Raw genomic sequence first — 19014 nt, 5'->3', positions numbered from 1 at the left:
CCTCGCGAGGGTGCCGCCGACCGGCGCGCCCTCCCGAACTTACCAGGCGGTGACCACCGAGCCGCCGAACTTCTTCTCGATGAAGGCCTTCACTTCCGGCGAATGGTAAGCCTTGATCAGCTTGGCCACCCAAGGCTTGTTCTTGTCGGCCGTGCGAATGACCAACACGTTGGCGTACGGGCCGTTGGCGTCTTCGATGGCAATCGAATCACGCTTCGGGTTCAGACCGGCTTCCATCGCAAAGTTCGTGTTGATGACGGCCACCGCCACATCGTCGAGCGAGCGCGGCAGTTGTGCGGCGTCCAGCTCGACGAACTTCAGCTTCTTTGGGTTATCGACCACGTCGAGCGGCGTCGCCTTCAGACCGGCGTCGGCACGCAGCTTGAGCAGGCCCTGCTTCTGCAGCAACAGCAGGGCACGGCCGCCGTTGGTCGGGTCGTTCGGCAGCGACACCTTGTCGCCGGCCTTCAGATCGGCCAGCGACTTGATCTTCTTGGAATAGATGCCCATCGGGAAGATCACGGTCTTGGCGATCGACTCAAGCTTGTAGCCACGGTCCTTCACCTGGGCGTCGAGGTACGGCTGGTGCTGGTAGCTGTTCGCGTCCAGGTCGCCCGACGACAGCGCGGCGTTCGGTTGCACATAATCGCTGAACTCGATGACCTTGATATTCAGACCGTCTTTGGCCGCGACCTTCTTCACTTCGTCGAAGATCTGCGCGTGCGGGCCGCCCGTGACACCGATCTTCAGATTGACGACATCGGCGGCAACCGCCGACGCGGCGAATTGCGTGGCGAAAACCGTAGCGGCACCGACACCGGCCAGCAGTTTGAAAAGCGTGCGACGTTGCATGGAAAAACCTCGTGTGTGTGATGTGCCGGTGCGCCGGCGACGTTGTTATATGAGATGTTACTTATGGCTCAGGCGACGCACCAGCCAGTCGCCGAACGTCTGTACCAACTGCACGAAGACGATCAGGATCAGCACGACGGTAATCATCACTTCGGGCAGGAAGCGCTGATAGCCGTATCGGATGCCCAGGTCGCCCAGACCGCCGCCGCCGATGGCGCCGGCCATTGCCGAATAGCCGACCAGACTGACGAACGTGATCGTCAGACCGGCCACGATGCCCGGCAAGGCCTCGGGCAGCAACACCTTGGTGACGATCTGGCCGGTGGTCGCGCCCATCGACTGCGCCGCCTCGATCAGGCCACGGTCGACCTCGCGCAGGGCCGTCTCCACCAGGCGCGCGACGAACGGCGCGGCGGCGATGGTGAGCGGCACCACGGCCGCCATCGTGCCGATGGACGAGCCGACAATCAGACGCGTGAACGGGATCACCGCGACGAGCAGGATGATGAACGGTGTCGAGCGCACCGCGTTGACGAGGATGCCGACGACACGATTGGTCGGCAGGTTTTGCAACACGCCGTTGCGATCCGTCAGATAGAGCAGCACGCCAAGCGGCACGCCGACCACGGCACCGATCAGGCCGGAAATCCCGACCATGATGAGCGTCTCCCAGAAGGAGGAGACGAAGAGATCGAACATTTCACTCCACATGGCTCAGCTCCTCAACGACAACACCTTGACTGGCGAGGAACGCCATGGCTTCGGCCACCCGGGCCGGGGTGCCGCCCGCCAGCACGGCGAGCGATCCGAACGCCTGCCCCTGGATCTCGTCGATCTGGCCGTGCAGGATGTTGAAATCGAGTTCGTAGCGACGAATCGCCTCGGAGAGCAGCGGCTGATCGACGCCTGCGCCGGAGAACGCCAGACGATATAGGTGATCGTGACCGTTGCCGATGCGCGACGCGACACGCTCGCGAACGCCCGCGGGCAGCTCCTGCGAAATCACGTCGCCGATAAGCGCACGCGTGACGTCGTGACGCGGGCGCAAGAACACTTCGATGACACGGCCCTGCTCGACCACACGGCCGGCATCGAGCACGGCGACGCGGTCGCACACCTGCTTGATGACTTCCATCTGGTGTGTAATCAGCACAATGGTCAGGCCCAGCTCGCGATTGATGCGCTTGAGCAACTCGAGAATCGAGCGCGTCGTTTCGGGATCGAGCGCCGACGTCGCTTCATCCGAGAGCAGCACCTGCGGCTCGCTCGCCAGCGCGCGGGCAATGCCCACCCGCTGCTTCTGGCCACCGGAAATCTGCGACGGATAACGATCCTTTTGTGCCGTCAGACCGACGAGTTCGAGCAGCGGCAGGATCTTCGCGCGAATCTCCGCCGCCGACAGACCCGCCAACTCCAGCGGCAACGCCACATTCTCGTAGACGGTGCGCGAGTTGAGCAGATTGAAGTGCTGGAAGATCATGCCGATGCGGCGGCGCGCCTGACGCAGCGCGTCGGACGACAGCGACGTGAGGTCCTGCCCGTCGACGCGCACGCTGCCGTCGCTCGGGCGATTGAGCAGATTGATGACACGCACGAGCGTGCTCTTGCCGGCGCCGCTTCGGCCAATGATGCCGAAGACTTCGCCGCGCTCGATCGACAGGCTGATATTGGAAAGCGCGTCGATCGGCCCCTTGGGCCCAGCGAAACGCTGGGTAATGTTCTGGAGTTCGATCATGCAAAAAAATAGCAGCCCCACTGCTGAAACCGCCCGCAGTGCCGCCGCCTTGACTCGATATTCAGTGCAAAGACAACATTCTAGCCCATGCATCTAAATAGATGAAAATAATAAAACTTGATCTCCTTATATCGGATTTCGACTGAACCTGACGGCGATCACGCTTGTCTGCGAGAGGCGAAGTCGTCGAGCACTTCGATCACGCGGTCAAATTCGAGCGATTTGTCGAAGAAGTACTGCACGCCCAGTTGCTGGCAACGCTTGCGGTACGTGGCCAATGCATAGTTCGTGAGCACGATGGCCATCAGTTGGGGCAGCAGTCCCGCGTCGTGCAGGTAGGAGAGCACGTCCATGCCCGAGCCGCGTCGCAGTTGAATATCGACGATCACCGCGTCGAACGAATCTTCCTGGAGTGTGCGGACCGCGTCGTCGGCCGTCTCCGCCACGCCTGTCACCTGGAGCATCCCGGTCGAACCGAGCGCTTCGGACAGGCTCTCGCGGATGACCGCCGAGTCTTCGATCAAGAGCACCTTGAGGGGCAAACCGGACCCCGTATGCGTTGCCGCGTTCCCGGTTGGCATGACAACCTCGCTATCAACTGATCAAGCCGTTCTTGAGCGCGTAGAGCGTCAGGTCGGCATTGGTTTTCAAATGCATCTTTTCCAGCACGCGCGCGCGATACGTGCTGACGGTCTTTACCGACAGATGCAACTCGTCCGCAATTTCGGTGGGCGTGCGGCCCTGCGCCAGCTTGCAGAACACCTGGAACTCGCGCTCCGAGAGTTGCTCGTGGATCGGTTCGTCGCCCGGCTGGTCCAGCTTCTGCGCGAGCAGGTCGGCGGTACCTTCGCTGACATAGCGGTGGCCGCGCGCCACCGTGCGGATAGCCCGGATGATTTCCTCGGGCGCCGCATCCTTCATCAAATATCCGTTCGCGCCGGCGCGCAGCAGGTTGACCGCATACTGCGCTTCAGGATACGTCGACAGGAACAGTACGCCCTGCGCCGGGCGCAATTGTTTGATCACGCGCAACGTGTCGATTCCGTTCTTGTCAGGCATGGCGATATCCAGCAACACGACGTCGAAGGCTGTATCGCGAACCGCACGGATCACTTCGTCGCCGCTCGCCGCTTCGCCCAGCACTTCCATGTCCGACTCGTCGGCAATGAATTGCTTGAAGCCGGTACGGACAATCGCGTGGTCGTCGGCAATCAGGATTTTTATTGTTGTCGGTGACATCTCAGCTCCAGTGACGCTCGGTCGCTCGAATAATGAATCATCTGCCGGTAACTCTCAATGGTGCCGCACGAGATCCTGCGCCTCCACAGCCAGCACGCCGGGCCGCCTGGCGAGCTGCCCGGGCGGCCCCAGACGTCGTCTATCGTCGGAACACCCCAAAGAGAAGCGTGACCAGGAAGATCACCAGAAAGATGAAGAACAGGATCTTTGCGATCTCTGCGGCACCGACGGCGATTCCCGTAAAGCCGAACACTGCAGCGATCAACGCGATCACGAAAAAAACGACAGCATAGTGAAGCATCGCAACCTCCTTGTAGGGGAACGGGCCGCGCGCGTCTGCATGACGCGTCACAGTATCGCTTCAGCGCACGGACAAGCCCCGTGCGGCAGCGCTCCGTCTAATCGACGATCTTCTTGGCGACAGTCAGTCCAAGCAGCAGGAAGATCACAAACAACACCAGGAACAGCACGAATAGAATCTTCGCGATCCCGGCGGCACCCGCGGCGATCCCGGTGAAGCCCAACAGGCCCGCCACGATCGAGATCAGTGCGAACATCAACGCCCACTTCAACATAGCGCTCTCCTCGGTCAATGCATCGTTTCCCGGAGACTTCGTTCGCCTCCGACGGCGCGACACCGGTTTGCGCAACGCGGCGCGAACCCTCGGACGCTGAGTGAATGGTAGAAAAACGGCGCGTAGGCGACTGCCCGGACCCCGCTGGTTTTTGCGTAGGAATTGACTGACAATTCGCGAAACAACGCGATTTTCGACTTATGATCGAAACGCGTTCGATCATCGGTATTCCCTGCACGCCCCTCCTCAACACCTCGCCACAGGCCCTCATGTCTCGATTGCTCACGTCCTGGTTGCGTCGCCGAAGCTGGATCATCGCCATGATCGCGGCGATCGCCATCACCGTTGGCAGCCTGATCGGGCTGGAGTCTGCGCACCGCCGACTGGCGTCCACCTACGAGGCGGCCTTGCAGGCCATGACCGCGGCCAACGAGCTCAACGAGATCATGGCGCGCACGTCGACCGTGGTGTCGAGCCAACGCGGCTATTTGCTCACGAACGACCCGATCTATCTCGATCCCTACCTGTCGGCCGTGCGACGCATTCGTGATCTCGCCGCCCTGATCGTGCGGCATTACGAAGCGACGGGTGACACGCAGGCCACGAAGGACTTTGCCAATGTGATGACGCTGTTCTCGCAGCGCATCACCGCCATGGAAACGGCACGCGCGGCGGTCAAGCAAGGGAAGATGAATTTCGAAGAGGCGCTCTCGCCTGCCAATCTCGGCATCGGCACGATGGAGCCGGTGCAAGACGGCATCACCGACCTATACAACCGCGAGCTGGCGCGCGCGCGCACCGCGCAGGACGACGGGCGCTTCGATCAGGCGATCTCGGCGATAAGCGCCGGCGCGCTCTCGGTGCTCACCATCCTGCTGTTCGTGCTGCTGTTTCGTTCCCTCGGCCGGCAGATGCGGCAGGAGCGACTCGCGCGCGACCGGTTGAGCGAACAGCAAGCGCATCTGGATCGCGTCGTGCGTGAGCGCACCGAGCAACTGGACGAGTTGGCCACCCACTTGCAGAACGTCAGCGAAGACGAGAAGACCCGTCTGTCGCGCGAGCTGCACGACGAACTCGGCGCGATTCTCACCGCCTGCAAGATGGACGTGACCTGGGCGCATCACAAGCTGCGCAACGTCGATCCGGTGATTGCCGAGAAACTCGCTCGCGCGCAACGCAATCTCGACGCCGGCATTCAGACGAAGCGCCGCATCATCGAGAATCTTCGTCCGACGGTGCTGATCAACTTCGGTCTCGTGACGGCGTTGCGCTCGCTCGCCGAAGAAACCGCCGATCAACAGCACTGGCAGCTCGATCTCGACCTGCCCGAAGAGGACTTCGCCCTGCCGGAGTCGACGGCCATCGTGCTGTTCCGCGTTGCCCAGGAAGCGCTCACGAACGCGGGCAAGTACGCGCGTGCCACCACCGTGCGCGTGGCCCTGGCATGCGACGATCAGCGGGTGCGTCTCGAAGTCATCGACAACGGGATCGGTCTCACGCCGGATCAGTTCAACAAGCCCAAGACACATGGTCTGTTCGGGATGCGCCAACGGGTCTCCGCCAAGGGCGGACGCATCGACATTCACTCGCTGCCGCTGCGAATCGGCACCGAGATCCAGGTCGTGCTGCCGCTGTGCAATCCGGCGGACGCGCCCAACATCGCGACCGAAGTCACCGAAAGCACCGCCACACAGACACCTGCCCCCGGGAAGCCCGACGACGGCGCGAGCGCCTCGCCGCAAACGCCTTGATCCCCTGACCCTCAAACTGGCGCCCTGGGTACTGCGTCCTCGGTACTGCGTCCTCGATACCGAGCACGTCGGAATGCGCCGACAGCGCAACCCGACGCCACCTACGCCGCGATGCTATCGCGGCTGACATCGCGAACACTTCGCACTCCCTACCATGGAATCTCGTGCCGCATCGAAAGCGCGGCAACGAGGCGCGCCGCTTTGCGTGCCGATGCGATGAAAATTCTCCGAACCGAACCTATCCCAACCCAATATGAAGGAGTTGCTATGAACTCGGATCTGATCAAGGGCAAGTGGAACCAACTCAAGGGCGAAGCGAAGAAGCAGTGGGGCAACCTGACGGATGACGATCTGCTCAAGATCGAAGGCAACCGCGACAAGTTCGTGGGGACGATCCAGGAACGATACGGCAAAGCGAAGGCCGAAGCCGAACGCGAAGTCGACACGTGGAACGACCAACACAAGCTCTGGTAAGCGCTTGCCGCCGTGCCCGCCGGGAGGCGGGCGCCCCGACGCGTCCCTTTCATTTCGCGCGCGTGCCGCGCGTCGCACACCATCCCCTTTCAAAGGAGACATTCAAATGAAACGACTGATCGCCATCGCACTGCTCTCCGGCTTCGCGCTGGGGCTCGCCGGTTGCAACACCATTCACGGCGCGGGCAAGGACGTCGAACGAGGAGGCGAAGCCATTCAGGGCGCCGCCGATCGCGCCAAGTAATCCGGCATATCGCCGAATCCACGTTCCCCGCATGTCCCCCCGCCCCCCCGAAACTTGTGATGCATCGGCATTGCGCCTCATGCGCATTCCATTGCCCGCCTGAAGGAGGACCCCGACATGTCACATCGAACTGTCATGAACATTCTGACCTGCGCCAGCCTGAGCGTGGGCACCGCGGGAATGCTGAGCACCGCGGCGGCCCACGCGGCGGACGCGGCGACCAAGGATCGCTACGAGGCGACGCAGAAATCGGCCGAGGCCGACTACAAGGCGTCGGTCGCGCGTTGCAAAGCGCTCAAGGACAACGCGAAGCGTGTCTGTGTCGCGAGTGCAAAGGGCAACGAAGCCATTGCCAAGGCCAATGCGCAAGCCGACTATGAGCAAACACCCAAGGCGCGCTACGAGGCCGCCGTCGCGAAGGCCGACGCCGATTACAGCGTTGCCAAGTTGCGCTGCGACGACAAGAAAGGCAACGACGAGGACGTTTGCGTCAAGGACGCCGAAGCCGCCAAAACCAAGGCCTACGGCGATGCCAAGGTCATGCGCACGAGCCGGGAATCGTCGAAGGACACGATGGCCGCGCGGCAGGACGCCAATGCCGAGGCGGACAAGGCGCAGTACAAGGCCGCGCTCGAACGCTGCGACGCGCTGGCCGGCAATCCCAAGGACACCTGCGAGGCGGACGCCAAGGCGCGCTTCCACCAGTAAGCGCAGGGATCTCCCAAACCATGCGGATCGCGGCCACGGATCCGTCCCAAAAACAGCAGATCCGGACGCACCGGGCGAACCGGTTAGGCCGGGAGGAGACGGCGGCGTTGCGTGCAGCCCCGCGACGTCGATGGTGGGCGAATGCGGCAAAAGCGGCATTCGCCTGCTGTTTTTGTGCCACAGGCGGCGAGCGTGCGTGTAAATGAATGTAACAAGCGCAGCCCGACCTGACGCTCCCCGACGCGAGCGCGGCAACGCAAGACGCTCACCGAAACGAGCGCAAATCGTTGATTCTGAATAGAATGACGACTTGATCTACACGTTTGGCGGCCGCTTTTCCTCGCCCGGACGTTCCCTGTGCCGTGTCAATGCGCATACTTTGCAACAATTGCGCCACGCCCGCGTTTCGGAACTTCAGTAAAGTTAAGCCAAGGAATCTGACGAACAACGGTGCTTAAGGGCACCCGGCGCGTCGCACGGCATGGTGCCGTCCGGGCGCTGTCATCAGTACGCTGCCAAGTCCGCAGGAGAAATGTCATGAAAACCAAGTTTGCCGCCCTTGCCATCGCGGGGATCGCGCTCGCTGCGGGTGCCGTCGGGACAGCGCAGGCTCACGTCTCGGTCGGTATCGGCATTGGCCTGCCGCTGGTCGTCCCGGCACCGGTCTATGCGCCGGCGCCCGTGTACGTCGCGCCCCCGCCGCCGGTCTACTACGCCCCGCCGCCCGTCTATGTCTCGCCCGCGCCGGTGTATTACGGTCCTCCGCCGGCGTATTACGGCCGTCCGTACTACGGGTACGGGCACGGTCGCTGGCGCCGCGACCACTGGCATCGCGATTGAGCGACGGCCGGCCCCACGCGGGCAAACGCATCGGATAACACACCGGTCGCCGAAAAATGAACGCGCCACCGACTGCGAAGTCGGTGGCGCGTTGTCTTTGGCCGCGCCGGTCGGCGCAACGCGGCTACCTGCCGACGCGATAGGCGATGCGAAAGCCGCCCCAATGACGCCCATTCACATAGATCGGCGCCGAGGCATCTTTCATCACCATGAACGCCCCGCCGCCCATATCTCGCCGGTAAGTCTGCAGCAACAGCGGTTGGGTGTTGCGTCCGGCGGCCGCGCCCGTGCGGTCGTTGAACAAACGCCGGTTGCGGCAATTCGCGGCATTCCAGACCGGATCGTTGGTCGGTGCCTGCGAGAACTTGCGGTTATGCGTCGGCAGATAGCCGTTCTCGTCGACGGCGGCGCAAAAGGCGATACGCTCGTTGAGCGCGAGCAACGGCTCCTGGATGGCCGGGAGCGTCTCGTCGGTAAAGCGCGTGAAGCTGGCCATCAACTGCTGCGGGTTCGAACCGGGGATCGGCTCGTAGCGGCGGTCAAACAATGCCTGCTCGGTGATCTTGCCCTTGGCAAGCGCCGCCTCGAAGCTCTCCCCCACCTGCTTGGCCGCGCGGCGTACCGCGCGAATGAACGGTGTGTCCTCCGTCTCGACGTCGCTGCCGGCGATCAGGCCGATCAGATGTTCCGAGACGCCTAGCAAACCGTTGATACGCTCGCGCGCACGCTCAACGTGTTCCGCCGAATGCGAAACGCCGTCGGCCATTTCATCGACGTGGGCGACGAGCGTGGCGCATTCGCTTTCGATGGCTTCGCTGGCCTGCGCGATCTGTCCGGCCTGACGGTCGAACGTGTCGAGCGCAGTCCCGGCCGTCTCGATCACGCTGGCGATGGCGCGGGTGCCTTCGCGGGCGTCGTTGGCGCGCGCGACGTTCGCGTTGCTCTCGCGCATCAGGCGCTCGGTGCGCTCGCCCAGCGTGGCGAGCGTGTGCTCGATCTGCTGCGTCGCCTCGGCCGTCTTGCTCGCGAGCAGTTTGACCTCGGTAGCCACGACCGCGAAGCTGCGCCCAGCCGCGCCGGCGCGCGCGGCTTCGATGGCGGCGTTGAGCGCCAGCAGATTGGTCTGACGCGCGATCACCGAAATACCCTCAGCCACCTTGCCGACGTGATCGAGCGCGTCGCGCAGCCCGGCGATCTCGCCGGCCATGCCGGAGACGCCCTCCACGAGACCGTGGATCGACGCCAGCGACGCGTCGGCCGTGTGGCGCGACGCCGCAATTTCGGCGCTCGCGCGATCGGCCACATCGCGGGCCTCACGCGCGGCGCTGGCGATACGTTGGTTGCCTTCGCTGGTCTCGGTGGCGGTTTGGTGAAGCGCCTGAAACACGTCGGCCTGACGCTTGATGCGAACGGCGATCTCGTCGACGTTACCGGCGATGTCGCACAGTTCAACGCCGAGGGTGCCGGCATTGGCCGCCACCTCCTTCATGATGTTGACGGTTTGCGCCGCTCCCCGGGTGCGCGTGAATAGCCCCATTGTCAGTCTCCTCGCGTCTCTGATCCACTTGTTATGACGAGGGCGCGACAGTCGCCGTACCGCACGGAAAACATCGGGGCAGACGTTCGCGCCACACGCTGGTGTGTCGAAAGAGATAACGGGAGAAAAAACGGTCGACTTGAGGGTTGCCTCACTGGTCGCCGCCCCGCGCTTCCGACTTTATAGGACCACCCTCTCATGCACGGCTTACGCGGGACTTACTGACCCGGCCGTGTCGCGTCGGCACGCAATCATCCGAATAGTGGCTATGATGGCGATCAATCATCACCCTATCCGATGGATTCGACATGACGCCGGACCAATTGCTGACCTTCGCGACCGTGGCCGAACTTGGCAACATCAGTCATGCGGCGCAAGCGCTGCACCTATCGCAACCGGCCGTCTCCGGCCAGTTGCGGCTGTTGCAGGAGTCGTTCGGCGAGCCGTTGTATCGACGCGATGGACGCGGTATCCGGCTGACGGCCGTGGGCGAGCAGGTCGCCGTATATGCCAACAAGCTGCGGCAGGACTATCGCCAGGCCATGGCACTGCGCGATAGCCTGCGCGGCATGGAAACCGGGGCGCTGCGCATCGGGGCGAGTACGACGCCGGCAAGCTACCTGCTGCCCTACGCGATTGCGGAATTCCATCAACGCTACCCTGCGGTCGCACTGCATATCATCGACGGCAACACCAGTGAAATCGTGGCGCAGCTCGATCGGCTCGACGTGGCATTCATCGAAGGCGCCGTGCCGCCGGGTCTGTCGCCGGAGATCGCGGTGCGTCCGTGGCGCGACGACGAAGTCGTTGCCATTGCCCGGGCCGACCATCCCCTCGCGCAGCATCCGCAAGGCGCATCGCTGCAGGCCATCGCCGAGTACCCGTTGATCCTGCGTGAACCGGGGTCGGGGGTACGCGCGCTGGTCGCGCGCGCGTTCTCGGTGGCCGGACTCGCGCCACGCGTGGCGCTGGAATTGGCCGGGGTGGAGAGTATCAAGGAAGCCGTGCGGGCGGGCATGGGCGTGGGCTTCGTGTCCGCGATGTCGATGCGTCACGAAGACGCGGCGCTCGCCTCGGTTCGCATCGATCCCCCGCATGGCCTCAAGCGACTGCTGACGGCGCTTGTGCCGCATGCCGATGCCCTGTCACGTCCGACCGAGCGATTTCTCGCCCAGTGCTTCGCCAGGGCCGCCGACGAACCGGCAACGTTGCGGTAACCGCGCGCGGTTCGTCCGTACGTCGGTACGGGTGCGCCAGCGACGCATGGCGCTTGCCGCATCCCGCTCAGAACGGCATGCGTACCCAGTCCTCCACGGCACCCACGACCTTGTCACGCGTTCGCATCAGCAACGAAAACGACAAATCGGCCTGAGCGCTCGACAGCATTGCACCGGTCAGGTCGTCGCTCTGGCCCAGATCGAATGCGCGCATGCGCTCGCTGGCGTCGCGCCCCCCCCGTCACGCTATCCAGTTAGCGCTGTGTCGCATGCATGCGACGCCTCTCGGCCATCAATGACTGTTCCATCGAGACGGGCATCGGCGATCGGCCCCACGCGTGGCCCATATGTAGCAAAGCCCTCACGCGCGTCACACGTGAGGGCTTTGCTGTCTTGCGGCAGCGGCGCCAGGCTGCGTCGGTTCGCGTCAGGCGGCGATTTTCTCAGGCGTTACCGCCTCGTCCTCCACCGAGCTGAGCATCAGATGTTCGAAGGCGCCCAGTGAGGCCTTCGCGCCTTCCCCGACGGCGATCACAATCTGCTTGAACGGCACGGTCGTGACATCGCCCGCGGCGAACACGCCGGGCACCGACGTCGCGCCCTTGGCATCGACTTCGATTTCGCCGTGACGCGTGAGCGACACGCTCCCCTTGAGCCACTCGGTGTTCGGCACGAGACCGATCTGCACGAACACGCCTTCGAGCGCAATCGTGGACGTCTCGCCCGAGGCGCGGTCGCGATACACAAGACCGTCCACCTTCTGCGCGTCGCCACGGATCTCGGTCGTCTGTGCGTTCATTAGCACACGCACATTCGACAGGCTGCGCAGCTTGCGCTGAAGCACGTCGTCCGCGCGCAGTTGCGTGCCGTATTCGATCAGCGTGACTTCCTTGACGATGCCGGCCAGATCAATGGCCGCTTCCACGCCCGAGTTGCCTCCCCCGACCACCGCCACGCGCTTGCCCTTGAAGAGTGGGCCGTCGCAGTGCGGGCAATAGGCCACACCGCGGTTGCGATATTCGCGCTCGCCCGGCACGCCGATTTCACGCCAGCGCGCACCGGTGGCCAGCACGACCGACCGCGCCCTGAGCACCGCGCCGCTGGCCAGATGCACTTCGTGAATCTTGCCGGGAATCAAGGCTTGCGCGCGCTGCGTGTCGATCACGTCGACGTCATACGTCTTCACGTGCTGTTCGAGTGCTGTGGCGAACTTCGGTCCTTCGGTGTGCGTCACCGAGACGAAATTCTCGATGGCCATCGTGTCGAGCACCTGGCCGCCGAAACGCTCGGCGACCACGCCCGTCACAATCCCCTTGCGGGCGGCGTAGATCGCGGCGGCAGCCCCTGCAGGGCCGCCGCCCACGATCAGCATGTCGTAGACAGGCTTGTTCTCGAGCGCCTTCGCGGCGCGCACGCTTGCACCCGTGTCGAGTTTCGCGAGCAATTCCTTCACGCTGGTGCGGCCCTGCGTGAACGATTCGCCGTTGAGGAACACGGTGGGGACCGCCATCACCCGACGCGCCTCGACTTCGCCCTGGAATAACGCGCCGTCGATGGTGACCTGCTGGATGCGCGGGTTGATCAACGCCATGACGTTCAACGCCTGCACGACTTCCGGACAGTTCTGGCACGACAGCGAGATGTAGGTCTCGAAGCGGAAATCGCCGTCGAGCGCACGAATCTGCGCGATGGTCTCGTCGTCGAGCTTGACCGGGTGACCGCCCACTTGCAGCAAAGCGAGCACCAGCGACGTGAACTCGTGCCCCATGGGCAGCCCGGCGAAGCGGATGCGCGGGGCTTCCCCCGGCGTGCCGATGGCGAACGACGGACGACGCTCGCCGGCGCTGTCGCCGCCCTCGGCGTGCGCCACGACGGCGATCTGTGGCGAGAGCGGGGCGATCTCGTCGACCAGCGCCTTCATTTCAGCCGACTTCGGACTATCGTCGAGCCACACGGCGATTTCGATCGGACGCGTGACTTTCTGAAGGTACGTTTGCAACTGGGCTTTGAGGTTCGCGTCCAGCATGGCGTTTCTCCGTCTCGATAGGGAGTGATGGGGTGAGCGAGGCCCACCGCGCGGGCCACAGGCAGGCGCAGGTCGGCGTCGGGGTTCGGGGTCAGGGGCCGGCGCGCCAGACTCAAGCGGCTGGCGCGCTGGCGAGGCGCTTGCGGCGGCGATCGTGCGTAGCGCAGGACGCGGCCCGTTAGTGCCCCGTAGCGCTTGGATCTTGCTTAGATCTTGCCGATCAGGTCGAGCGACGGGCTCAGCGTTTGCGCGCCCGGCGTCCACTTGGCGGGGCAGACCTCGCCCGGATGGGCGGCGATGTACTGCGCGGCCTGGACCTTGCGCAGCAATTCCTTGGCGTCGCGGCCGATGCCGTTGTCGTGAATTTCGCACAGCTTGATCTCGCCTTCCGGGTTGATCACGAACGTGCCGCGCAGTGCCAGACCTTCTTCCTCGATCAGCACGTCGAAGTTGCGCGAGATCGCCAACGTCGGGTCGGCAAGCATCGGGTACTGGATCTTCTGGATCGTGTCCGACGTGTCGTGCCAGGCCTTGTGGGTGAAGTGGGTATCCGTCGATACGCTGTAGATCTCGACGCCCAGTTTCTTGAACTCGTCGTAGTGATCGGCCAGGTCGCCCAGCTCGGTCGGGCATACGAAGGTGAAGTCGGCCGGGTAGAACACGACCACCGACCACTTACCCTTCAGGGTCTCGTCGGTCACGGTGATGAAATCGCCATTTTGGTAGGCGTTGGCTTTGAACGGCTTGATCTGGCTGTTGATGATCGGCATGTCGTTGTCTCTCTGACGGGGTGGAAAGTGTTGACAGTATGCCGAAAACTATTGATTTACTAAAATTGATTATTAAAATCTATGCAATTGGCTCAGGCTATCGGCGCCGATAGCCTTCGCGCGCGCTTCCGACATGGCCCGCCATGTCGTCCCTGCCGCGTCAGACCGGCCATTGTCCGACGCTCGGTGGCTCAGCGCTGCGGATAGCGCACCGCGCGAACCTTGCCGCTGCCACCGCCGCCGCAGAAGAACAGATCGGCACCGTTATGCTCCAGGCCGCTCACGCCAATGCCCTGCGGCATCTCCACGTGCATGAGCACTTCACCGCTGGCGGGGTCGACCTGACGCAGTTCGCTCTCGTCGTTCTCCCACGTGCCGTGCCACAGTTCATCGTTCACCCAGGTCACGCCGGTCACGAACCGATCGGACGCGATGCTGCGCAACACCTGCCCGGTGGCAGGATCGATCTGGAGAATGCGGCGATCGCGATATTGCCCGACCCAGAGGCTGCCCTCGGCCCACGTCAGTCCCGAGTTGCTGCCGCTGTCGGGCGCGGGAATCGACGAGACGACCTTGCCGGTCGACGGATCGATCTTGTCGATACGCGATTCGGCGATCTGATAGAGGTGCGTGCCGTCGAAGGCCGTGCCGGCGTCGCTCGGGGCGGCGATCGTGCGACGAACTTCGCCCGTGGCGGGATCGAAGGCGATCAGGGTATCGCCCGTTGCGGCCCATACCTGTCGGCCGTCGAACGTAACGCCATGGATTCGCTCGTTGCCCGCGAACGGACCGTACTCACAGGCGATATCGGCCGCCATCACGGCGGCTTGGGGACGCGGACGTTCCGCTCGTTGCAGTTTGCTTGTCATGTCAGGCTCCGGTTGTGACGCCGTCGTCGGCGTGCAAGTCCACTCTAGCCAAACGACCATCCAACAGGGAGTAACAATGTCGTCGTGAATTCGGCGAGGGGCGGCGATGTCCATCGACGAGCCCTTGCGCGGCCCAGCGCGCACACGCGGCCCTCGTGCTCCAGCGCGGACAAGGCGCGCTGCACGGTGCGTTGACTCGCACCGAGTGCAAGGGCCAGGGCGGAAGTCGACCACGCCGCACCGTCCGACAGCAGAGCGACAAGCGACGCGCGATTGCCGTCGATGGGCGGCAGCAGCACCGACACTGCGCGCCCACCTTGCGTGCGCAGCACGAACCCGCGCGGCGTCGCGTCGATGTCGGCGAGTCCCTTGAGCAACGCGCGCAGACGGCCAATCTCCACACGCAGGTGAGCGCGGTGGGTGTCGTCGGGGCGCCGCAGTCGAAACACTTCCGCGATGAGCGTATCGCGGTCGACGTCGCCGGGCCAGGCGCGCGCGAGTTGCAGCGCCAGGGTGAAGAGCGCCGGACGCCGTGCCAGCGGTCGCCAGCTGCTACCGGCTCTATTGCCGGCGCTGATGCCGCGCCGACAGGCATCGACAACGAGCCCATCCGAATGCAGCAGTCGTGCCACTTCGTCGAGGTTCAAGGCGCGCTCGCCGTCGGACTGCGCAAGGCGAGCCGCCGGTCGCGCCAGGGCGGCGTGCACGGTCTCGACTTCGGCGATCAGCGCGGGAATGTTGGCCGCGGACGCGGCCGTTTGGGCATGTGCGAGCATGGCATGCGCTTGTGGAATGCGCAGTGTGCGCAGCGCCAGCTCGGCACAGATCAGCGCATGTCCGGCGACGAGGCGCGCCGGGACGGCGTCTGACGGGGTGTCCTGCAGGGCTTGCGCAGCGGCGTCGACCTTGCCGAGCAGCACGAGGCGGCGGGCAAGCACCAGATGCGCAAGCATGGCATTGGGGATGTCCGCATGCGCAAGCAGCACAGCGGCGGCGGCGTGGAGCGATCGCGTCGACCCGCCAAGGTCGCGCATGGCGAGCGCGACTTCGGCGTCGGCGACTACACATCGAGCGCGTGCCAGGGCCTCATGCGGGCCGAAGCTACGCGCCGCCCGCTTGAACAGCTCTCGCGCGCGGGCAAACTCGCCCAGCTGTGCCATCGCGATGCCGCGCAGCGCGAGTGCTGGCGCATCGTCGCGCAACGCGATCCGACGCAAGGCACCCAGCGAATCGCCGGCAGCGAGCGCGCGCGCGGAAGCAGCAATGAGGGAGTCCATCGCGCGATATTACCGGGGATCACGCATGGCGCGCCGGAATGCAACGCAACCCAGAACACCATCACCGTCGGTCTGCGTGACGTTTTCTAAGCGGGAACGACGCGCCCTGCAAGAGGGCGCGGCAGGCATGCCGTGCGGACGATTCAATGGGACTGAGACGCCGGGTCGCCGCGACAATCGCTCCCGGAACAGGACGACGCCGCTTTGCGCACGTGCGCTCCCGGCCCGGACGACGTGCCCTGACGTCCGAAACCGATCTGCTGAAAAACGCCGCCACCCAGTTCAAAACCGGAGGCGTAGTGATAGGCGGCCACTGTGGAGCCCAGCGCCACCGATAGCAACAACAACGTTCCCGTACGCCAGCGGCGTCGGACCGTGGAAGCCATGTCTCCTCCCTGTCAGAGGTCGGCCCGCTCGAACGGCGCTTGTCACCGACTATCGGCAACGAGCGTTCCGTCATCTCGGCGGGGATCGAGTTCCCGTCACTACTGAGTCTCGTTTTTTCGCGATTCTGCACGCACTGGCCCCCATTTGTCATCCCGGCTATCCCTAAGCCCGCCAAATGTATCGCGATATGATATATTTTTTTGTTTTTGGACTATGCGGCGCTTCTCGCCCGCCCGACTCATGCCTGCGCCTGCCTCGCCCAATCCAACGGTCACCACCGATGCGCTGACCAAGAGCGATTTCGAAGCCCTATCGGAATTCCGCTATCGGCTGCGCCGTTTTCTCAATTTCAGCGAGTCCGCCGCACGCGACGAAGGCATCACGCCGCAGCAGTACCTGTTGCTGCTGCACGTCAAAGGTATCCCGGGGCGCGACTGGGCGTCCATCAGTGAATTGGCCGAGCGCCTGCAAGCCGTGCATCACAGCGTGGTGGCGCTCGTTGCGCGCTGCGAGAAAGCCGGGCTCGTCACGCGCCGCCAAAACGAAAGCGACCGGCGAGTGGTGGAAGTGCACCTCTCAGCGGCGGGCGACGCGTGCCTCATGAATCTCGCCGCCCAGCACCGCAACGAGTTGAGCACCTTTGCGGACATCTTCCACATTCGTGGCGTTCATTTGTAATCACGGCATTGTCATGGCTTCCGTTCCCCATACTCCTTCGCCTCACTCCACCATGGCCGCGCCCGCCCATGCACGGGACTTTTCGCGTGCGCCGGGCCTGCCTCGACTCATTGCGCTGGCCGCCGTCATCGGCTTTTGCGGTGTGCCTGCCGCGTGGTTGCTGCTGCACCTCATCCAGGGCTTCACCAACCTTTTCTTCTATCAAACGCTCTCGTTCGCGCCACGCTCGCCCGCCAATAACACGCTCGGCGCAGCGGTCATCGCTCTACCGGTCATCGGCGGACTGATCGTCGGCGCGATGGCCCGCTTCGGCAGCGACAAGATTCGCGGTCACGGCATTCCCGAAGCCATCGAGGCGATTCTGTTCGGCAAGAGCAAGATGTCGCCGCGCGTCGCCATCCTCAAACCGTTGTCCTCGGGCATTGTGATCGGCAGTGGCGGGCCATTCGGCGCGGAAGGCCCGATCATCATGACGGGCGGCGCCGTCGGCTCGCTCATCGCCCAATACTTTCACCTGAGCGCCGCCGAGCGCAAGACACTGCTCGTGGCCGGCGCCACCGCCGGCATGACGGCCGTATTCGGCACGCCGGTCGCCGCCGTGCTGCTCGCCGTGGAACTGCTGCTTTTCGAATGGCGTCCGCGCAGCCTGCTGCCGGTGATCGCTGCATGCGCGGTCGCCGGTTTCGCACGGCCGCTGATGCTCGACGCAGGTCCGCTCTTTCCGATGGCGGAATCCGTCGTCGCCCCCATCGCCCTGCTGTCGTGCGTGATCGCCGGCGTATGTGCGGGCGTTCTGTCCGCCGGCATGTCGCGCGCCCTCTACGCCATCGAAGACGGCTTTCACAAGCTTCCCGTGCATTGGATGTGGTGGCCGGCCATCGGCGGTGTCGCCATCGGCATTGGCGGCTATCTCCAGCCGCGTGCGCTCGGCGTGGGCTATGACGTCATCGCAGACCTGCTCGCCGGACACTTCACGCTGCATGCCGCGCTGGCGCTGCTGGTGGTCAAGGCGATCATCTGGGCGATTGCCCTGGGATCGTGCACCTCGGGCGGGGTGCTCGCACCGCTGCTCATGATCGGTGCCGGGCTCGGCACGCTCCTCGCACCGGTGCTGCCGGGTGGCGACGTCTCGCTGTGGGCACTGGTGTGCATGGCGGCAACGCTCGCGGGCGTGCTCGGCGCGCCGCTGACGGCCATCGTCTTCGCCCTTGGTCTCACACACAACGTGAACGCGTTGCTGCCGCTACTGCTCACTTGCGGCATCTCCTACGGCATCACGATCTGGATCATGCCGCGCTCGATCATGACGGAGAAGATCGCGCGACGTGGCCGTCACATCCACCGCGAATACGGCGTCGATCCGCTGGAGCGCCTGCACGTTGGCGAGTTGATGACCCGAGAGCCGGTGTCATTGGCCGCCAACATGCTCATCGACGAAGCCGCGCAGCAAGCCTTCGGCGCGGGCCAGCGCCATCGCGCCTACCCCGTGGTCGACGCCGAGCACAGCGTGCTCGGCATGGTCGACCGGCAAGCACTCACGCGCGCGCAGACACAAGGGTTGCAAACGCTGGGCCAACTGTATGGCGCGAATCCGCCGCTCGTCGCGCTGGCGTCGGAGACGGGGCGTATCGTGTCGGCACGCTTCGCCGCGCATCACCTGGAACGACTGCCGGTCGTGAGCGATGCCGCCTCACGCAAGCTCGTCGGCATCATCAGCCGCAGCGATCTGGTCAAACCGGCTGAGCACTGGCGCTCGGAAGAAGAAGTGCGCGAGCGCATGCTTCATCTCGGACGCCGACGTAGCTGATTCTCGATACGACGACGTAGCTGATTCT

22 protein-coding genes are annotated in these 19014 nt (G+C 64.1%); 8 read left to right on the top strand and 14 right to left on the bottom strand.

What is annotated here, in order from left to right; all coding sequences use genetic code 11:
* Positions 1-39 precede the first annotated feature (39 nt).
* The 7 genes from OYT13_RS04985 to OYT13_RS04955 form a co-directional block, all read right to left on the bottom strand.
* Positions 40-852, bottom strand: coding sequence for a MetQ/NlpA family ABC transporter substrate-binding protein (locus tag OYT13_RS04985; protein WP_017235279.1), 813 nt, complete (start codon positions 850-852; stop codon positions 40-42).
* 57 nt (positions 853-909) lie between these two features.
* A complete protein-coding gene (locus tag OYT13_RS04980) occupies positions 910-1563 on the bottom strand; it encodes a methionine ABC transporter permease (protein WP_017235278.1) in 654 nt (217 codons plus the stop codon).
* Positions 1553-2587, bottom strand: a complete 1035-nt coding sequence (locus OYT13_RS04975; protein WP_026132220.1) for a methionine ABC transporter ATP-binding protein — start codon at positions 2585-2587, stop codon at positions 1553-1555. Before OYT13_RS04975 ends, OYT13_RS04980 begins: the two co-directional genes overlap by 11 nt.
* 158 nt (positions 2588-2745) lie before the next feature.
* On the bottom strand, positions 2746-3168 hold the full coding sequence (locus OYT13_RS04970; protein ID WP_017235276.1) for a response regulator: 423 nt from the start codon (positions 3166-3168) through the stop codon (positions 2746-2748).
* A gap of 13 nt (positions 3169-3181) precedes the next feature.
* Positions 3182-3826 (bottom strand): response regulator, encoded by a 645-nt coding sequence (locus OYT13_RS04965; RefSeq protein ID WP_017235275.1) that lies wholly within the window; start codon positions 3824-3826, stop codon positions 3182-3184.
* Between the two features lie 139 nt (positions 3827-3965).
* On the bottom strand, positions 3966-4127 hold the full coding sequence (locus tag OYT13_RS04960; RefSeq protein WP_017235274.1) for a DUF1328 domain-containing protein: 162 nt from the start codon (positions 4125-4127) through the stop codon (positions 3966-3968).
* Between the two features lie 97 nt (positions 4128-4224).
* Positions 4225-4401, bottom strand: coding sequence for a DUF1328 family protein (locus OYT13_RS04955; protein WP_017235273.1), 177 nt, complete (start codon positions 4399-4401; stop codon positions 4225-4227).
* A gap of 269 nt (positions 4402-4670) precedes the next feature.
* Here OYT13_RS04955 and OYT13_RS04950 point away from each other — a divergent pair, with 269 nt between their 5' ends.
* From OYT13_RS04950 to OYT13_RS04930, 5 genes are all read left to right on the top strand, one after another.
* Positions 4671-6152, top strand: a complete 1482-nt coding sequence (locus OYT13_RS04950; protein WP_268567360.1) for a sensor histidine kinase — start codon at positions 4671-4673, stop codon at positions 6150-6152.
* A 267-nt stretch (positions 6153-6419) separates the two neighbouring features.
* Positions 6420-6626: a CsbD family protein gene (locus tag OYT13_RS04945; RefSeq protein ID WP_017235271.1), complete on the top strand. Its 207-nt coding sequence runs from the start codon at positions 6420-6422 to the stop codon at positions 6624-6626.
* Between the two features lie 106 nt (positions 6627-6732).
* Positions 6733-6870: an entericidin A/B family lipoprotein gene (locus OYT13_RS04940; RefSeq protein ID WP_017235270.1), complete on the top strand. Its 138-nt coding sequence runs from the start codon at positions 6733-6735 to the stop codon at positions 6868-6870.
* A gap of 117 nt (positions 6871-6987) precedes the next feature.
* Complete coding sequence (locus OYT13_RS04935; RefSeq protein ID WP_268567359.1) at positions 6988-7578, top strand: hypothetical protein; 591 nt, start codon at positions 6988-6990, stop codon at positions 7576-7578.
* Positions 7579-8115: 537 nt separating this feature from the next.
* On the top strand, positions 8116-8418 hold the full coding sequence (locus OYT13_RS04930) for a hypothetical protein (protein WP_017235268.1): 303 nt from the start codon (positions 8116-8118) through the stop codon (positions 8416-8418).
* A 124-nt stretch (positions 8419-8542) separates the two neighbouring features.
* On the opposite strand, the gene OYT13_RS04925 is transcribed toward OYT13_RS04930, so the two are convergent.
* Positions 8543-9955, bottom strand: coding sequence for a methyl-accepting chemotaxis protein (locus OYT13_RS04925; RefSeq protein WP_017235267.1), 1413 nt, complete (start codon positions 9953-9955; stop codon positions 8543-8545).
* A 308-nt stretch (positions 9956-10263) separates the two neighbouring features.
* On the opposite strand from OYT13_RS04925, the gene OYT13_RS04920 reads away from it, so the two are divergent.
* Complete coding sequence (locus OYT13_RS04920; RefSeq protein WP_017235266.1) at positions 10264-11172, top strand: LysR family transcriptional regulator; 909 nt, start codon at positions 10264-10266, stop codon at positions 11170-11172.
* Between the two features lie 67 nt (positions 11173-11239).
* On the opposite strand, the gene OYT13_RS04915 is transcribed toward OYT13_RS04920, so the two are convergent.
* The 6 genes from OYT13_RS04915 to OYT13_RS04890 form a co-directional block, all read right to left on the bottom strand.
* A complete protein-coding gene (locus OYT13_RS04915; protein ID WP_268567358.1) occupies positions 11240-11386 on the bottom strand; it encodes a flagellar hook-basal body complex protein FliE in 147 nt (48 codons plus the stop codon).
* 213 nt (positions 11387-11599) lie between these two features.
* Positions 11600-13198, bottom strand: coding sequence for an alkyl hydroperoxide reductase subunit F (gene ahpF, locus OYT13_RS04910; RefSeq protein WP_268567357.1), 1599 nt, complete (start codon positions 13196-13198; stop codon positions 11600-11602).
* 206 nt (positions 13199-13404) lie between these two features.
* On the bottom strand, positions 13405-13968 hold the full coding sequence (gene ahpC / locus OYT13_RS04905) for an alkyl hydroperoxide reductase subunit C (protein WP_017235263.1): 564 nt from the start codon (positions 13966-13968) through the stop codon (positions 13405-13407).
* A 191-nt stretch (positions 13969-14159) separates the two neighbouring features.
* Positions 14160-14837, bottom strand: coding sequence for a Vgb family protein (locus OYT13_RS04900; RefSeq protein WP_017235262.1), 678 nt, complete (start codon positions 14835-14837; stop codon positions 14160-14162).
* A gap of 44 nt (positions 14838-14881) precedes the next feature.
* Positions 14882-16114 carry a helix-turn-helix domain-containing protein gene (locus OYT13_RS04895; protein WP_268567356.1) on the bottom strand — a complete coding sequence of 411 codons (1233 nt, stop codon included), beginning with the start codon at positions 16112-16114 and terminating at the stop codon, positions 14882-14884.
* A 143-nt stretch (positions 16115-16257) separates the two neighbouring features.
* Complete coding sequence (locus OYT13_RS04890) at positions 16258-16500, bottom strand: hypothetical protein (protein WP_150563235.1); 243 nt, start codon at positions 16498-16500, stop codon at positions 16258-16260.
* A 241-nt stretch (positions 16501-16741) separates the two neighbouring features.
* On the opposite strand from OYT13_RS04890, the gene OYT13_RS04885 reads away from it, so the two are divergent.
* Together OYT13_RS04885 and OYT13_RS04880 are read left to right on the top strand one after the other, a co-directional pair.
* Positions 16742-17179, top strand: a complete 438-nt coding sequence (locus tag OYT13_RS04885) for a MarR family winged helix-turn-helix transcriptional regulator (protein ID WP_051060326.1) — start codon at positions 16742-16744, stop codon at positions 17177-17179.
* A gap of 52 nt (positions 17180-17231) precedes the next feature.
* Positions 17232-18986, top strand: coding sequence for a chloride channel protein (locus OYT13_RS04880; protein WP_017235259.1), 1755 nt, complete (start codon positions 17232-17234; stop codon positions 18984-18986).
* Positions 18987-19014: the final 28 nt, after the last annotated feature.

Source organism: Pandoraea sp. XJJ-1 (assembly GCF_026802345.1).
GTDB lineage: Bacteria > Pseudomonadota > Gammaproteobacteria > Burkholderiales > Burkholderiaceae > Pandoraea > Pandoraea cepalis.
This window is presented reverse-complemented; position numbering and strand designations above follow the sequence as displayed.

Excerpts from the sequence above, each read along its gene's own strand:
- OYT13_RS04935 (WP_268567359.1), top strand. The coding sequence starts at position 6,988 with ATGTCACATCGAACTGTCATGAACATTCTGACCTGCGCCAGCCTGAGC.
- OYT13_RS04960 (WP_017235274.1), bottom strand. The coding sequence starts at position 4,127 with ATGCTTCACTATGCTGTCGTTTTTTTCGTGATCGCGTTGATCGCTGCA.
- ahpC (WP_017235263.1), bottom strand. The coding sequence starts at position 13,968 with ATGCCGATCATCAACAGCCAGATCAAGCCGTTCAAAGCCAACGCCTAC.
- OYT13_RS04965 (WP_017235275.1), bottom strand. The coding sequence starts at position 3,826 with ATGTCACCGACAACAATAAAAATCCTGATTGCCGACGACCACGCGATT.
- OYT13_RS04920 (WP_017235266.1), top strand. The coding sequence starts at position 10,264 with ATGACGCCGGACCAATTGCTGACCTTCGCGACCGTGGCCGAACTTGGC.
- OYT13_RS04970 (WP_017235276.1), bottom strand. The coding sequence starts at position 3,168 with ATGCCAACCGGGAACGCGGCAACGCATACGGGGTCCGGTTTGCCCCTC.
- OYT13_RS04885 (WP_051060326.1), top strand. The coding sequence starts at position 16,742 with ATGCCTGCGCCTGCCTCGCCCAATCCAACGGTCACCACCGATGCGCTG.
- OYT13_RS04925 (WP_017235267.1), bottom strand. The coding sequence starts at position 9,955 with ATGGGGCTATTCACGCGCACCCGGGGAGCGGCGCAAACCGTCAACATC.
- OYT13_RS04890 (WP_150563235.1), bottom strand. The coding sequence starts at position 16,500 with ATGGCTTCCACGGTCCGACGCCGCTGGCGTACGGGAACGTTGTTGTTG.
- OYT13_RS04880 (WP_017235259.1), top strand. The coding sequence starts at position 17,232 with ATGGCCGCGCCCGCCCATGCACGGGACTTTTCGCGTGCGCCGGGCCTG.
- OYT13_RS04930 (WP_017235268.1), top strand. The coding sequence starts at position 8,116 with ATGAAAACCAAGTTTGCCGCCCTTGCCATCGCGGGGATCGCGCTCGCT.
- OYT13_RS04915 (WP_268567358.1), bottom strand. The coding sequence starts at position 11,386 with ATGCGCGCATTCGATCTGGGCCAGAGCGACGACCTGACCGGTGCAATG.
- OYT13_RS04950 (WP_268567360.1), top strand. The coding sequence starts at position 4,671 with ATGTCTCGATTGCTCACGTCCTGGTTGCGTCGCCGAAGCTGGATCATC.
- OYT13_RS04900 (WP_017235262.1), bottom strand. The coding sequence starts at position 14,837 with ATGACAAGCAAACTGCAACGAGCGGAACGTCCGCGTCCCCAAGCCGCC.
- OYT13_RS04945 (WP_017235271.1), top strand. The coding sequence starts at position 6,420 with ATGAACTCGGATCTGATCAAGGGCAAGTGGAACCAACTCAAGGGCGAA.
- OYT13_RS04955 (WP_017235273.1), bottom strand. The coding sequence starts at position 4,401 with ATGTTGAAGTGGGCGTTGATGTTCGCACTGATCTCGATCGTGGCGGGC.
- OYT13_RS04980 (WP_017235278.1), bottom strand. The coding sequence starts at position 1,563 with ATGTGGAGTGAAATGTTCGATCTCTTCGTCTCCTCCTTCTGGGAGACG.
- OYT13_RS04940 (WP_017235270.1), top strand. The coding sequence starts at position 6,733 with ATGAAACGACTGATCGCCATCGCACTGCTCTCCGGCTTCGCGCTGGGG.
- OYT13_RS04985 (WP_017235279.1), bottom strand. The coding sequence starts at position 852 with ATGCAACGTCGCACGCTTTTCAAACTGCTGGCCGGTGTCGGTGCCGCT.
- OYT13_RS04975 (WP_026132220.1), bottom strand. The coding sequence starts at position 2,587 with ATGATCGAACTCCAGAACATTACCCAGCGTTTCGCTGGGCCCAAGGGG.
- OYT13_RS04895 (WP_268567356.1), bottom strand. The coding sequence starts at position 16,114 with ATGGACTCCCTCATTGCTGCTTCCGCGCGCGCGCTCGCTGCCGGCGAT.
- ahpF (WP_268567357.1), bottom strand. The coding sequence starts at position 13,198 with ATGCTGGACGCGAACCTCAAAGCCCAGTTGCAAACGTACCTTCAGAAA.